Annotated in this window: 16 protein-coding genes; 4 read left to right on the top strand and 12 right to left on the bottom strand. The window is 73.5% G+C overall.

Annotated elements, in window-relative coordinates; all coding sequences use genetic code 11:
* Positions 1 to 47: 47 nt before the first annotated feature.
* From IEY98_RS06680 to IEY98_RS06645, 8 genes are all read right to left on the bottom strand, one after another.
* Positions 48 to 1,109, bottom strand: coding sequence for a CapA family protein (locus IEY98_RS06680; RefSeq protein WP_229786641.1), 1,062 nt, complete (start codon positions 1,107 to 1,109; stop codon positions 48 to 50).
* Positions 1,110 to 1,295: 186 nt separating this feature from the next.
* Positions 1,296 to 2,522, bottom strand: a complete 1,227-nt coding sequence (locus tag IEY98_RS33355) for an SRPBCC domain-containing protein (RefSeq protein ID WP_189209350.1) — start codon at positions 2,520 to 2,522, stop codon at positions 1,296 to 1,298.
* Between the two features lies 1 nt (position 2,523).
* Positions 2,524 to 3,378, bottom strand: a complete 855-nt coding sequence (locus IEY98_RS06670) for an FAD binding domain-containing protein (protein ID WP_189209349.1) — start codon at positions 3,376 to 3,378, stop codon at positions 2,524 to 2,526.
* Positions 3,375 to 5,807 carry a xanthine dehydrogenase family protein molybdopterin-binding subunit gene (locus tag IEY98_RS06665; RefSeq protein ID WP_189209348.1) on the bottom strand — a complete coding sequence of 811 codons (2,433 nt, stop codon included), beginning with the start codon at positions 5,805 to 5,807 and terminating at the stop codon, positions 3,375 to 3,377. Before IEY98_RS06665 ends, IEY98_RS06670 begins: the two co-directional genes overlap by 4 nt.
* Positions 5,807 to 6,331 carry a (2Fe-2S)-binding protein gene (locus IEY98_RS06660; RefSeq protein WP_189209347.1) on the bottom strand — a complete coding sequence of 175 codons (525 nt, stop codon included), beginning with the start codon at positions 6,329 to 6,331 and terminating at the stop codon, positions 5,807 to 5,809. Before IEY98_RS06660 ends, IEY98_RS06665 begins: the two co-directional genes overlap by 1 nt.
* A 122-nt stretch (positions 6,332 to 6,453) precedes the next feature.
* The gene (locus tag IEY98_RS06655) at positions 6,454 to 7,563 is read right to left on the bottom strand and encodes an XdhC family protein (RefSeq protein WP_189209346.1); all 1,110 of its coding nucleotides are present in this window, start codon (positions 7,561 to 7,563) and stop codon (positions 6,454 to 6,456) included.
* Complete coding sequence (locus tag IEY98_RS06650; RefSeq protein ID WP_189209345.1) at positions 7,556 to 8,626, bottom strand: vWA domain-containing protein; 1,071 nt, start codon at positions 8,624 to 8,626, stop codon at positions 7,556 to 7,558. Before IEY98_RS06650 ends, IEY98_RS06655 begins: the two co-directional genes overlap by 8 nt.
* Before the next feature lie 115 nt (positions 8,627 to 8,741).
* Complete coding sequence (locus IEY98_RS06645) at positions 8,742 to 9,617, bottom strand: AAA family ATPase (protein ID WP_189210099.1); 876 nt, start codon at positions 9,615 to 9,617, stop codon at positions 8,742 to 8,744.
* Between the two features lie 96 nt (positions 9,618 to 9,713).
* On the opposite strand from IEY98_RS06645, the gene IEY98_RS06640 reads away from it, so the two are divergent.
* Positions 9,714 to 9,920: a PspC domain-containing protein gene (locus IEY98_RS06640; protein ID WP_189209344.1), complete on the top strand. Its 207-nt coding sequence runs from the start codon at positions 9,714 to 9,716 to the stop codon at positions 9,918 to 9,920.
* 14 nt (positions 9,921 to 9,934) lie between these two features.
* On the top strand, positions 9,935 to 10,201 hold the full coding sequence (locus IEY98_RS06635; RefSeq protein WP_189209343.1) for a hypothetical protein: 267 nt from the start codon (positions 9,935 to 9,937) through the stop codon (positions 10,199 to 10,201).
* On the opposite strand, the gene IEY98_RS06630 is transcribed toward IEY98_RS06635, so the two are convergent.
* The 3 genes from IEY98_RS06630 to IEY98_RS06620 form a co-directional block, all read right to left on the bottom strand.
* Entirely contained in the window at positions 10,189 to 10,476 is a 288-nt protein-coding gene (locus IEY98_RS06630; protein WP_373292354.1) for a DUF2516 family protein, read from the bottom strand. The genes IEY98_RS06635 and IEY98_RS06630 overlap by 13 nt on opposite strands.
* Positions 10,477 to 10,557: 81 nt before the next feature.
* Positions 10,558 to 11,199 (bottom strand): hypothetical protein, encoded by a 642-nt coding sequence (locus IEY98_RS06625; RefSeq protein ID WP_189209341.1) that lies wholly within the window; start codon positions 11,197 to 11,199, stop codon positions 10,558 to 10,560.
* A complete protein-coding gene (locus IEY98_RS06620) occupies positions 11,186 to 11,614 on the bottom strand; it encodes a helix-turn-helix domain-containing protein (RefSeq protein ID WP_189209340.1) in 429 nt (142 codons plus the stop codon). The genes IEY98_RS06625 and IEY98_RS06620 overlap by 14 nt, the downstream gene beginning before the upstream one ends.
* A 99-nt stretch (positions 11,615 to 11,713) precedes the next feature.
* Between IEY98_RS06620 and IEY98_RS06615 the strand changes: the two genes are divergently transcribed.
* Both IEY98_RS06615 and IEY98_RS06610 read left to right on the top strand, forming a co-directional pair.
* A complete protein-coding gene (locus tag IEY98_RS06615) occupies positions 11,714 to 12,055 on the top strand; it encodes a fluoride efflux transporter FluC (protein WP_189210098.1) in 342 nt (113 codons plus the stop codon).
* Complete coding sequence (locus IEY98_RS06610; RefSeq protein ID WP_189209339.1) at positions 12,052 to 12,381, top strand: fluoride efflux transporter FluC; 330 nt, start codon at positions 12,052 to 12,054, stop codon at positions 12,379 to 12,381. Before IEY98_RS06615 ends, IEY98_RS06610 begins: the two co-directional genes overlap by 4 nt.
* Here the strand turns inward: IEY98_RS06610 and IEY98_RS06605 are convergent.
* On the bottom strand, positions 12,360 to 12,989 hold the full coding sequence (locus IEY98_RS06605; protein WP_189209338.1) for a P-loop nucleotide/nucleoside kinase family protein: 630 nt from the start codon (positions 12,987 to 12,989) through the stop codon (positions 12,360 to 12,362). The two genes, IEY98_RS06610 and IEY98_RS06605, sit on opposite strands and share 22 nt — an antisense overlap.
* Between the last annotated feature and the right edge of the window lies 1 nt (position 12,990).

Raw genomic sequence — 12,990 nt, 5'->3', positions numbered from 1 at the left:
TGTTGCGGCCTTTTTCTATGACCTAGCGAATATACGTGCGGAATTCCTCACGCGCCAGGTCGGGTGAGCCCGTCGGCGTCCGCGCCGAGCCGGGTGACGATCTCCTCGGTGCGGCCGATCGCCTGCTCGGCGCGCGCGCCCTCGGCGCCGGTGAGGTCGAGCAGGCGGATGGGCGGACCGAGGTCGACCAGCGTCGGGATGTACTCGGCGGTGCTGACGGCCCAGCCGTCCGGGCCCTTGGTGAACCGGAAGCGGGCGAGCGCGCCCTCCTCCGTCGTCCCCTTGGGCTCCGCGTGCCGGGCGACCTGGTTGCCCAGCCCGTAGGCCACCCACTTGCCGTCGAACGCCTCGAACGGCTGCACGACGTGCGCGTGGTGCCCGATGATCAGGTCGACGGCGGGGTCGCCGAGGATCTCCTCGGCGAGGCGGCGCTGCTCGGCGGTGGGGTCGTGCTTGCCCTCGACGCCCCAGTGCAGGCTGGCGACGACGACGTCGGCCCCGGCCTCGCGCGCGGCCTCGGCGTCGGCGATGACGGTGTCGGCGTCGAGCACGTTCGCCATCCAGGGGGAGTCCGCGGGGACCTCGGTGCCGCTGTTGAAGGCGAAGGTGTAGGACAGCCAGCCGACCTTGGCCCCGGGCACGTCGAGGATGAGGGGCGTGCCCGCCTCCTCGGCCGACCGCGCGGACCCGGTGTGCTTGATGCCGGCGTCATCGAGCACGTCGAGGGTGCTGACGGCGCCTTCGGCCCCGTGGTCCATGGTGTGGTTGGAGGCCGTGGTGCAGACGTCGTACCCGGTCTGCGCCAGCCCATCGGCCACCTCGGGCGGCGCGTTGAACCGCGGGTACCCCTGGAACGGCCCGTCCGGCCCGGCGAGCGGCACCTCGAGGTGGCAGACGGCGAGGTCCGCCGCGCTCACCACGGGCGCGATCCCCGCGAAGAGCGGTCCGTAGTCCCGCGTCCCGTTCCCGTCGGCCTCGGCCTGCTCGGTGAGCGCGGGGTGGATGAGCACGTCCCCGCCCGCGACGATGGTGAACCCGTCGGGGGCCTGCTGGGTGGTGGTCGGCGGCGGGGCGGCAGGCGGCGTGGTCGCCCCGACCCCGGTCGGCACCCCCGGTGTCGTCGTCGCGGCACACCCACCCACGACGACAGCGACAACAGCAATCCCCAGAGACCGACGCACCCGCGCACCCTACCCACCCCGATCACGCGCCCGGCCCACCCGCCCGAGCACCCCACCCGGTCGAGCGATGGCCGGGCGGCCGACGCGAGTGGCTGACGCGCCGGCCGCCCGAACTCAGCCCCGCTTCCGCAGGACGACGGCGACCACTGCCGCGACGACGGCGAGCACCAGCCCAGCAGGCACGGCCCGCTTGACTACCGAACGCCCGGCAATCGCCATCAGGTCGATGGGCTCGGCGGGATCGGCGGGAGCGGGTTCCCTTGCCTGACGGTCTCGTGCCTCGGCCTGCGGCGTGGCGGACAGGCGACCTCGCGCTAGTTCCCGGTCGGCGGCAGAGGTGCTCCAGATGTCGTCGGCAGCGGGGGCCTGTTCCGTCGACTGCGGGTACATGGTTGGCGGCTCGCGCATGGAGGGCACCTGCTGGGTCGGCTCCTCGGCCTGGGGAGACAGCCCGGCCTTACTGGAGGTCTCGGTTGGACCAGCCGAGTGGCCGTTGGAGGGAGGCCCGCTCCCGTTCGCGGGTGGGGAGACCCCGTTAGTGGTGGGCGGGCCGTGATCCCCGGCCTGGCCTTCGGTTTGGGCGGCCGAGATGGACTGGGACGAGGGAGCAGGCTGCCCGGTGAGATCCGGTTGCTGCGGGGCGCCAGGGTGGGCTGTGGGATCAGGCCGAGGAGTGGGCCCGGATTCGCCTTCCCAGGGCTGGCCCGCCGGGGCGGATGAGCTTCCGGGGGTGGGCTGAGGCTCCAGGGCGGGCTGGGGCTCCAGGGCGGGCCGAGGGTCCACCGTCGGCCCGGTTCCCCGGGCAGATCGGGTTTCCAGAGCAGGCTGGATTTCCGCGACCGGCCCAGGTTCCAGGGCTGATTGGGTTCCGGGGCTTGTGGTGGCGGTTTGTGGGGGTTGGGTGGTCAGGGTTTGGGCTAGGCAAGCGGCGAAGGTGGTGAGGAGCTTGGCGCCTACCTCGGCGATCAGGCCTCGGCCGAATTGGGCGGGTTTGCCGGTGATCGAGAGGTCTGTTTCGACGTGACCTGCGGTGTCCTCGCCCTCGGGGGTGAGGGTGACGGTGACGGTGGCGGCGGCGGTGCCGTTGCCTCGGGAGTCCTTTCCGGACGCTCGGATGACCAGGCGGTGGGCGTCGGGGTCGCGGGTGAGGAATTCGCCCTTTCCCTTGTAGGTGAGGGAGATGGGACCCAGTTTCACGCGGACGTCGCCGGTGAAGGTGTTGCCGTCCACCCCCGTGAGGGTGGCACCGGGCATGCAGGGGGCTACCCGTTCGGGGTCCTGGAGGGCGGTCCATACCTCCGGGAGGGGGGCCGGGACGCGGAAGTGGTGGTCCAGGCGCACGTCAGACTCCCGCCGCCGCGGTGAGGGCTCGGTCGGTGAGGACGCGGGCCAGGTGTTGGCGGTACTCGCGGTCGGCGTTGCCGTCGGCGGCGGGTGAGGTGCCCTCGGCGGCGTGGGCCGCGGCGGCGCGGACGGTGGCGGCCGTGGCCGGGTGGCCGACCAGGGCGGCCTCGACCTCGGTGGCGCGCAGCGGGACCGAGCCCATGTTGGTCAGGCCCACCCTGGCCTCGGCGATGACGCCGCCGTCCACGCGCAGGCAGGCGGCCACACCGACGATCGACCACGCCTGGGCGACGCGGTTGAACTTCTCGTAGTGCGCGTGCCAGCCGGTCAGCTTCGGCAGGCGGACCTCGACGACGATCTCGTCCGGGCGCAGGGCCGTGGTGAAGTAATCGACGAAGAACTCCGCCGCGGGCACCGTGCGCCTGCCGTCCATGCCGCACAGCACGAACTCCGCGTCCATCGCCAGCACCGGCGCGGCCAGGTCGCCCGCGGGGTCGGCGTGCGCGAGGGCGCCGCCGAGGGTGCCCCGGTGGCGGACCTGCGGGTCGGCGACGGTGTCGGTGGCCAGCCGCAGCAGCCGCAGGTGGGTGTCGACCACCGGGTCGCGCTGGATCTCGTAGTGGGTCGTCATCGCGCCGATGACGACGTGGCCGCCCTCCTCGCGGATGCCGCGCAGCTCGGCGACCCGGCCGAGGTCGATCAGCTTGGTCGGCGCGGCCAGGCGCATGCGCAGCACGGGCAGCAGGCTCTGCCCGCCCGCGATGACCTTGGCGTCCTCGCCGGCGTCGGCGAGCGCGCGGACGGCGTCGTCCACAGTGGTCGGTGCGACGTAGTCGAACGGGGCCGGGATCACTGGGCACCTCCGGACAGGGAGCCGAGGCCGCCGCCCGCCTCCGTCGAGCCTGGGCCGCCCGCGTCCGGACGGCCGGTTTGGATCGCCGTCCACACCCGCATCGGGGTGCACGGCATCGCGATGTCGTTCACGCCGAGATGGCGCACGGCGTCGACGACCGCGTTGACCACCGCCGGGGTGGACGCGATCGTGCCCGCCTCGCCGACGCCCTTGACGCCCAGCGGGTTCGTCGACGACGGCGTCTCCGTGCGGTCGGTGACGAACGCGGGCAGGTCGGCCGCCGAGGGCAGCAGGTAGTCGGCGAAGGTGCCCGTCACCAGCGTCCCGGCCTCGTCGTGCACGGCCTCCTCGTAGAGCGCCTGGGCGATGCCCTGGGCGAGCCCGCCGTGCACCTGGCCCTCCACGATCAGCGGGTTGACGACCTTGCCGATGTCGTCGACGCAGACGTATTTGCGCAGCCGCACCGCGCCGGTCTCGGTGTCGACCTCGGCCGCGCACAGGTGGGTGCCGTGCGGGAAGGAGAAGTTCTCCGGGTCGAACGTCGCCTCGGCGTCGAGCGAGGGCTCCATGCCCTCGGGCAGGTCGTGGGCGGAGAACACGGCGAAGGCGATGTCGGACATGGCCACCAATTTGTCTGTCCCGCGCACGCTGAACGCGCCCGCGCTGAACTCGACGTCGTCCTCGGCGCACTCCAGCAGGTGCGCGGCGATCCGGCGGGCCTTGGCGACCACCTTCTCGGCGGCCTTCACCACCGCTATCGCGCCCACGGTCAGCGACCGCGAGCCGTAGGTGTCGAGGCCGCGCGGGGAGGTCTGGGTGTCGCCGTGCAGGATCTCCACGTCCTCGAACGGGACGCCGAGCTGGTCGGCGACGATCTGGCTCCACGCCGTCTCGTGCCCCTGCCCGTGCGCCGAGGACCCGGTGACCACCTCGACCTTGCCGCTGGGCAGCATCCGCACCGCCGCGTGCTCCCAGCCGCCCGCCGCGTACGACAGCGCGCCCAGCACCCGCGACGGCGCCAGGCCGCACATCTCGGTGAACGTCGAGATGCCGATGCCCAGCTGCACCACGTCGCCCCGGGCGCGGCGCTCGGCCTGCTCGGCGCGCAGCCCGTCGTAGTCGAACAGCTCCTTGGCCTTGGCCGTGGCGGCCTCGTAGTCGCCCGAGTCGTACTCCAGCCCGGCCACCGTGGTGAACGGGAACTCCTCGTGCTTGATCCAGTTCAGCTCGCGCACGGCGAGCGGGTCCATGCCGACCTCGGCGGCCAGCTCGTCCATCAGCCGCTCGATGGCGTAGGTCGCCTCCGGCCGCCCGGCCCCTCGGTAGGCGTCGGTCGGGGTCTTGTTGGTGAACACGGTGGTGCACGCGAAGTGGTAGGCGGGGAACTTGTAGATCGCGTTGAACATGAACGCGCCCAGGATCGGCACGCCCGGGGTCACCAGCCGCAGGTACGCGCCCATGTCGGCCAGCAGCTCGACCTTGAGCCCGGTCACCGTGCCGTCGCGGCGCGCGGCCAGGGTCAGCTTCTGGACCTGGTCGCGGCCGTGGTGGGCCGACAGCAGCGACTCCGAGCGCGTCTCGGTCCACTTCACCGGTTTGCCCAGCCGCCTTGCCACCAGCAGGCTGACGACCTCCTCGGGGGTGACCTGCAGCTTCCCGCCGAACCCGCCGCCGACGTCCGGCGCGATCACCCGCACCTTGTGCTCGGGTATGCCGGTCGTCAGCGCGACCATCAGCCGCAGGATGTGCGGGATCTGCGTGGCCGACCACATCGTGTACTGCTCGCCCGTCGGGTCGACCACGACCGAGCGCGGCTCCATGAACGCCGGGATCAGCCGCTGCTGCCGGTAGGTCCGCTCGATCAGCACCTCGGCCTCGGCGATGGCCAGGTCGACGTCGCCGCCGGTGCCCGCCTGCGCCGAGTCGAACACCCACAGCGCCGACTTGTTGGTGCCCAGCTCCGGGTGCACCAGGTCGGCGCCGTCGGCGAGCGCGGCGGCCATGTCCAGCACGACGGGAAGTTCCTCGTAGTCGACGTCGATAGCCGACAGCGCGTCGGCGGCCTCGTACGGCCCGCGGGCGACCACGACGGCCACGGCCTCGCCCGCGAAGTTGACCTCGTCGACGGCCAGCGAGGGCGCGTTGGGGGCCTTCATGTCCTCGGTGATCGGCCACGCGCACGGCAGGCTGCCCTGCTCGTCGGCGAGGTCGCGCCCGGTGAACACCGCGATCACGCCGGGCATCGACCGGGCGGCCGACACATCGATGGCAGTGATCCGCGCGTGCGCGACCGGGCTGCGCAGGAACGCCAGGTGCAGCAGGCCGGGCAGGGTGATGTTGTCGGTCCACCGGGTGCGGCCGGTGATCAGCCGCGCGTCCTCCTTGCGCAGCCGGGCCTTGCCGACCTCGGGCTCGGCGGTCGCGGTCATCACTCGCCCCCCGACAGCTGGGCGGAGCGCTGCTCGACCCGCTCGGCCTCGGGCCCGGCGCCCGGCCGCATCCGGCCCGCCGCGTCCCGGACGGCGCGCACGATGTTCTGGTAACCCGTGCAGCGGCAGAGGTTGCCCTCCATGCCCGAGCGCACGGTCTCCTCGTCCGGATCGGGATGGTCAGCCAGCAGGTCGATCGCCTGCATGATCATCCCGGGGGTGCAGAACCCGCACTGCAGGGCGTGGTTGTCGTGGAATGCCTGCTGGACCGGGTGCAGTTTCCCGTCCCTGGCCAGGCCCTCGATGGTGGTGACCTCGCGGCCGTCGGCCTGCACGGCCAGCATCGAGCACGACTTGACGCTGTGGCCGTCCACGTGGACGGTGCAGGCGCCGCAGTTGCTCGTGTCGCAGCCGACGACGGTGCCCACCTTGCCGAGCTTGTCGCGCAGGTAGTGCACCAGCAGCAGACGTGGCTCCACGTCGTCGGTGTAGGCCGTGCCGTCGACACTGACCGTGATGCGCATCGTGCCTCCTGGGATGGACGGGTGACCGGGCTCACACGCGACTCTGCTCCCGCGACGCCCGCCCCGGCAACCCCAGGACCCACCGGCTGTGGACAACTACCCGCCTGTGGACAACTTCCCGCCTACTTGTGGATGCGCTCGGTACCCTGCGCCAACCGCGCGCCGCTTCCGCCCCACCGCAGCGAGATGATCTCCGCGGCGATCGACACCGCCGTCTCCTCCGGCGTGCGCGCGCCGAGGTCCAGCCCGATCGGCGAGGCGAGGCGGCCCAGCTCGGCCTCGGTCAGCCCGGCGGCGCGCAGCCGCTCCACCCGGTCGGCGTGCGTGCGCCGCGACCCCATCGCCCCGACGTAGCCGAGCTTGGCGCGCAGCGCGACCTCCAGCACCGGCACGTCGAACTTCGGGTCGTGGGTGAGCACGCAGACGGCGGTGCGCTCGTCCACCCGGCCCGCCGCGAGTTCCGCGGTCAGATACCGGTGCGGCCAGTCGACGACGACCTCGTGCGCGCCGGGGAACCGCGACGTCGTGGCGAACACCGGGCGCGCGTCGCACACCGTCACCCGGTAGCCGAGGAACGCGCCCATGCCCGCCATGGCCGCCGCGAAGTCGATCGCGCCGAAGACCAGCAGGCGCGGGGGCGGCTCGTAGGAGTTGACGAACACGCGCAGGCCCTCGCCGCGCCGTTCCCCGTCCGGTCCGTACGACAGCGCGCCGGTCCGCCCGCCCGCCAGCAGGCCGCGCGCGTCGTCGGTGATCGCCGCGTCGACCCGGGCTGACCCGGTGGTGCCCGCGACCCGGTCCGGCCACACGACGATCCGGCGGCCGACCAGGTCGCCGGGGTGCGCGATCACCGTCGCCACCGCGACCGGCACCTCCGCGCGCACCGACTCGGCCAGCTCGGCCAGTTCGGGGAAGCCTGCGCGGTCGACCTTCTCCACGAAGACGTCGATGATCCCGCCGCAGGTCAGGCCGACCGCGAACGCGTCGTCGTCGCTGACGCCGTACCGCTGCAGCACCGGCCTGCCGTCCGCCAGCGCCGCGCGCCCCAGCTCGTAGACCGCGCCCTCGACGCAGCCGCCGGACACGCTGCCGGACACCGTGCCGTCCTCGGCGACCATCATCGCCGCGCCCGGCGAGCGCGGCGCGGAGGAGAAGGTGGCCACGACGGTGCCGACGGCGACCGCCTCCCCGGCCGTCCAGCGGGCCAAGACCTCGTCAAGGACGTCACGCACGGCGCACCTCTCGCAGGAGTTCGTCGAGTGCGGCCAGGCTGTGCCCGGCCAGCAGGCGGTCGATGTGCGGCAGCGCCGCGGCGATCCCGGACTGCACGGGCGCGTAGTCCGCGCTCCCGGCGTGCGGGTTGGCCCACAGCACCCGGTGGGCGAGCCGGGACAGCCGGGCCGCCTGCTCGCCGAGCAGCGCCGGGTCGCCGCGCTCCCAGCCGTCGGAGAACAGCACGACGACAGCGCCCCGGGCGATCCCGCGCTGACCCCACCGGTCCAGGAACGCGCGCAGCGTCTCGCCGAGCCGGGTGCCGCCTGCGAAGTCCGGGACGGCGCGGGCGGCGGCGGCCAGCGCCAGTTCGGGGTCGCGCTGGCGCAGGTGGCGGGTCAGCCGGGTCAGCCGGGTGCCGAGGGTGAACACCTCGGTGGGCATCCGCCGGGCGACGATGTGGGCGAAGCGCAGCAGGGTGTCGGCGTACGGGCGCATGGACCCGGACACGTCGACCAGCAGCACCACGCGGCGGGGCCGCACGCCCGCCCGCTCGCGGGGAAGGCGGACGGGCTCGCCGGTGGCGCGCATGGCGCGCAGCACGCGGTCGGCGTCGAGGGTCCCGCGGCGGTCCGGACGGCGGCGGAACGCGGGCCGCTTGGGCGGCTCAGCCCGCAGCCGCTCGATCAGTTCACGCAGGTGGGCGCGCTCGGCGGCGGTCAGCCCGGAGACGTCGCGGCGCCGCAGGACCTCCACGTCGCTGGCCCCGGGATGCGGCGCGTCGTCGGCGCCGGAGCCCGCGGCCCCGGTCAGCGCCGCAAGGGTGGACCGGCGCGGCCGGGGCGCCACCGGGCGGGCAGGGGGGCGCGGGACCTCGCCGCCGAACCAGGCGCGGAAGGCGGCGTCGTAGCGCGGGAGGTCGTCGGGCTCGGCGCACAACGTGAGACGACCCGCCCAGTAGAGCCGCGGCAGCCCGAGCGCGGCGGCCGCTGCCAGGAAGGCGCGGACCCGGTCGGGACCGCACGCCACCCCGGCCGCGCGCAGCGCAGCGGCGAATCCCACCAGCCCGGGCAGCGGGTCCATCCCGCCATTGTGCAAGGGAGCCGGACTCCACCGGCGCCGCCACTCGCCAGGGCCGTCCGGCTCCCCGCGGAATCATGCGTGACCACACGTTCGAGAAGCGACCGAATTTCCCCGGTCAGCCGCCGAGGAGGGCGGCCATGCCCGCCCGGACGACCCGGTCGGCGTCCTCGCGGTACTTGAGCACCGCGCCCAGCGTCGCGGCCGCGGCCTCGGCGTCGAGTTCGTCGCGGCCCAGGGCCAGCAGGGCCCGGGTCCAGTCGATCGTCTCCGCCACGCCCGGCGGCTTGAGGAGGTCGGCGGCGCGCAGCCTGCGCACGGCGGCGGCGACCTGCGCGGCCAGGGCCTCGGTGACCTCGGGCAGGGTGCGCCGGAGGATGGCGATCTCCCTGGGCAGGTCGGGGTGCTCCAGCCAGTGGTACAGGCAGCGCCGCTTGAGCGCGTCGTGGACCTCGCGGGTGCGGTTGGACGTCAGCACGACCAGCGGCGGCACGGCCGCGCGGACCTCGCCCAGTTCGGGGATGGTGACCGCGTACTCGCCCAGCACCTCCAGCAGGAACGCCTCGAACTCGTCGTCGGCGCGGTCGATCTCGTCGACCAGGAGCACGCACGGCGCCTCCTCCAGCGCCCGCAGCAGCGGCCGGGCCAGCAGGAACCGCCTGGTGTACAACGACTTCTCGGCCTCGTCGGCGTCCAGCGCGCCGGGCGCCGCGGCCTCGAGGGCGCGCAGGTGCAGCAGCTGGCGGGGGAAGTCCCAGTCGTAGAGGGCCTGGGTGGCGTCGATGCCCTCGTGGCACTGCAGGCGGATCAGCGGGACGTCCAGCGCCCTGGCCATGGCGGCCGCCAGCGCGGTCTTGCCGGTGCCCGGCTCGCCCTCGCAGAACAGCGGCCTGCCCAGCGCGACGCCCAGGTACGCGGCCGTGGCCAAGCCGGGGTCGGCCAGGTAGCCGACGCGGTCGAGGGCGGCGGCGACGTCCTCCGGGCTGTGCACCAGGCCACGGTATCCGGACCCGGGACCGGGATCACCCTGACCTGGGAATCCGGGTCGATCCCCGATGGCAGCCGCGGCGCGGGCGGCGATGCTGGGGACATGGACGAGTACACCGCAACGAAGGTCCGCAAGCTCCGCCGCAGCAGGTCCGACCGGATGGTCGCGGGCGTGTGCGGGGGCGTGGCCAGGCTGCTCGGCATGGACGCCGCCCTGGTCCGCATCCTGCTCGTCGGCGCGACGCTGCTCGGGTTCGGCACCGGGGCGGTGATCTACCTGGCGTGTTGGCTGATCATGCCCGAGGAGTGATCTAGGGTCGCCGGGTGTCCCGTGCGATGGTCCTGGCCGCCGCGGCCGTGCTCCTGGCCGCGTCCGGCCTGGTGAGCTTCGTGGTCCTGGTGTTCGGCCCCGCGCTGGGCGGGCGGCCGGTGGCCGGGACGGTCGTGTTCACCTCGGTCGTGGTGGCGGCCGCGGCCATCGCGGTCGTCATGGCCGTGCGGGGCGCCAGGGCGCTGTGGGGATGCTCGGTGCTGCTGGTCGGCGCGCTGGTCGCGGCCGGGGCGCTGCTCGCCCTCGTCTACCAGCGCTGACCGCGCTGGACCTCGATCAGCTTCGGGCGCACGTCGACGATGTAGACCAGCGCGGCCACCAGGCCCGCCATCCAGAAGATCCAGCCGGTCCCGGAGAAGCGGAAGATCAGCAGGGCGGCGAGCGCGCCCGCGGTGATGCCCAGCCACGCGGGCTTGGACATCCGGTCGGCCGCCGAGTACGCGTCGGGGCGCTGGAGCAGGGCGTGGATGAAGGCGAACGCTCCCACCGGGATCGCCGCCCAGGAGATCACGTCCAGAATCCAGATAGCTGCCATCGGCACGCCACCAGACTACGTTGCCGAAACCGCGATCACCATACAGCCGGACCCCGGGCCGGGGCCCGGGGTCCAGAGGTCCTACTTTTCGGTTTTCGTGGTGGTCTTGCGCGGGGCCCTCGGGGCGGCCGGCTTGCGCGCCGGGGCGGTCTTGTTGGCCACCCTGCGGCTGGTGCTGCGCACCTCGTGGGCCACGTCCTCGCCCGCCTCCTGGACGGCCTCGGCCACCTCGGCGGCCATCCGCTCCGCGGAGATCGCGGTCTTCTCGCCGACCGACCGGGTCTTGCGGGTCACCTTCGCCAGCACGTCCTCGGCCACCGCCCGGGCGTCGCCAGCGACGTCGCCCGCCCGCGCCTGGGCGGTCGTGATGGCCTCCTCCAGCTGCTCGATGGCCCGCTTGACCTGCGGCTGGGTCTTCAGCTTGCCCAGCGCGTCCTCACCGTGGTCGGCCAGCTTCTGGTAGAGCTTCAGCGCGGCCTCGGTGTACTCGTCGACCAGCCTGCGCAGCTCGGTGGCGTCGACCCGGTTGGGGATCTCGTTGACCGCCGTGCGGGTGGACTCGGCGCGCTCCTTGGCCCGGTTCACCGCGTCGGCGACAGCCTTGGCGGCGAGGTCGCCCGCGCCGAGCGCGGCCAGCAGCGGGGTGCGGACCTGCTCGAGCGCGGCGCTCACCGCGGCCGCGGCCTGCTCGCCCGCCTTGCGGACGTCGTCAGCCTTGCTCATCTGGGCTCACTCCTTCGGGTTCGTCGTCCACACCGGAGCCCTCCACTGTGGACTTCTCGTTCTCCCGCCGGAAGGACGCGTAGATGTCCAGCAGGATCTGCTTCTGGCGCTCGGTCAGTTCGGCGGCGGCGCGCACGGCGTCGACCACGGGGCCGCCCGCGGGCACGTCCAGGATCCCGGCCTGCACATAAAGCGCCTCCGCGGAGATCCGCAGGCCCTTGGCGATCTGCTGCAGGATCTCCGCGCTCGGTTTGCGCAACCCGCGCTCGATCTGGCTGAGGTAGGGGTTGGACACGCCCGCGAGCTTCGACAGCTGGCGCAGCGAGATCTTGGCGTTCGCGCGCTGCTGCCGGATGTACTCGCCGATGTCACGGCCGAGGTCGGCGACCTTGTCGAAGGCCTTGGACTCGTCCATGCGCTCTCCTCCTCGTGACCCGTCCGACGGTACGCCGAGGTGCTAGCTGCTGCAAGCGGAGCGCTTGCGCCGTCGATCACATAGGGTCGGCGCGTGGTCATGGTGGCGGTGGCCGCCGGCGGCGTGCTCGGCTCGCTGGCCCGGTACGGCCTGGCGAGCGCGTTCCCCGGCGCCGTCACGACCTTCGCGGTCAACGTGGTGGGGTGCCTGCTCATCGGCGCGCTCATGGCCGTGCCCGCGCGCCGCCCCTGGCAGCGGCCGTTCCTCGGGGTCGGCGTGCTCGGCGGGTTCACCACGTTCTCCACCGCGATGGTGGACGTGACCACCCTCGTCCGGGAGGGTCGCCCCGCCGTCGCCGCGCTCCTGCTGGTCGGCACGGCCGCGGTGGCGCTGACGGCGACCGCGGCCGGGTTGTGGGCGACCAAGGCGGTCCTGCGGTGAGCGTGCTGCTGGTCGCCATCGGCGCGGCGGTGGGCGCGCCCCTGCGGTACCTGGCCGACCGCGCGTTCGGCGCCCGCTTCCCGTTCGGGACGCTGCTGGTGAACGTCGTCGGGTCGCTGGTGCTGGGCTACCTGACCACGCTGCCCGGCGGCGCGCTCACCACCGGGCTCGGCGCGGGGTTCTGCGGCGCGCTGACGACCTATTCGTCGTTCGGATACCAGACGCTGTGGCTGGTCGAGCGGCGCGCGATCGGGCTCGCGGCGGTGAACCTGGCCGCGAACCTCGGCCTCGGATTCGGCGCGGCCTACCTCGGCATGTCGCTCTGAAGCCGCGCGCGCACCCAGTCGGCCACCGCGCGGGCGGTCTCCTCGACCGGCACGTCAGAGGTGTCGAGCAGGTCCATGGGCGGGTCGGTGTAGGCGGCGTTGTCCTTCACCCACGCGTTGAAGCGGAGCATGTCGGCCACGCGCTCCTCGTCCTGCCAGCCGCGCCAGGCCGGACGCGCGAGCAAGCGCTTGCGCAAGACGTCGTCGTCGGCGACCAGGGCCAGGTAGTGGATGTCGGAGAACAGCAGGCGCTCGGGACGCGTCTCGAACTGCGGCGGCGCGACCGTGCCGCAGAGCACCGAGGGCCGCCCGCTCTGGTTGAGCATGGCGATCATCCGCAGCCAGGTCTGCCGGAACGCGCCGAAGTCGTCGGCCGGGTCGCGCAGCGCGCCGATCCACAGCACGTCCTGCTCCAGCACGACGACCTCGTCCCCGAGCAGGGCGCCGAGCCGCCTGCACACCGTCGACTTGCCCGTCCCGCTCGGCCCGGTCAGGGCGAACACCGGGAGCCGGTGGAACGGCTCCCGGTGCCCGCACCGCAGGCAGACCAGGACGGCCCCGTCGACCGAAGGCGCGTCGGCCCACTCGCCGCAGGCCGCGCAGATCATG

Origin of the sequence: Actinokineospora fastidiosa, assembly GCF_014648415.1 — a bacterium.
Lineage (GTDB): Bacteria > Actinomycetota > Actinomycetes > Mycobacteriales > Pseudonocardiaceae > Actinokineospora > Actinokineospora fastidiosa.
This window is presented reverse-complemented; position numbering and strand designations above follow the sequence as displayed.

Bases quoted from the DNA above. Each gene is read 5' to 3' on its own strand.
- IEY98_RS06615 (WP_189210098.1), top strand. From the start codon at position 11,714: ATGGTGGCGGTGGCCGCCGGCGGCGTGCTCGGCTCGCTGGCCCGGTAC.
- IEY98_RS06640 (WP_189209344.1), top strand. From the start codon at position 9,714: ATGGACGAGTACACCGCAACGAAGGTCCGCAAGCTCCGCCGCAGCAGG.
- IEY98_RS06625 (WP_189209341.1), bottom strand. From the start codon at position 11,199: ATGAGCAAGGCTGACGACGTCCGCAAGGCGGGCGAGCAGGCCGCGGCC.
- IEY98_RS06660 (WP_189209347.1), bottom strand. From the start codon at position 6,331: ATGCGCATCACGGTCAGTGTCGACGGCACGGCCTACACCGACGACGTG.
- IEY98_RS06630 (WP_373292354.1), bottom strand. From the start codon at position 10,476: ATGGCAGCTATCTGGATTCTGGACGTGATCTCCTGGGCGGCGATCCCG.
- IEY98_RS06650 (WP_189209345.1), bottom strand. From the start codon at position 8,626: ATGGACCCGCTGCCCGGGCTGGTGGGATTCGCCGCTGCGCTGCGCGCG.
- IEY98_RS06605 (WP_189209338.1), bottom strand. From the start codon at position 12,989: ATGATCTGCGCGGCCTGCGGCGAGTGGGCCGACGCGCCTTCGGTCGAC.
- IEY98_RS06620 (WP_189209340.1), bottom strand. From the start codon at position 11,614: ATGGACGAGTCCAAGGCCTTCGACAAGGTCGCCGACCTCGGCCGTGAC.
- IEY98_RS06665 (WP_189209348.1), bottom strand. From the start codon at position 5,807: ATGACCGCGACCGCCGAGCCCGAGGTCGGCAAGGCCCGGCTGCGCAAG.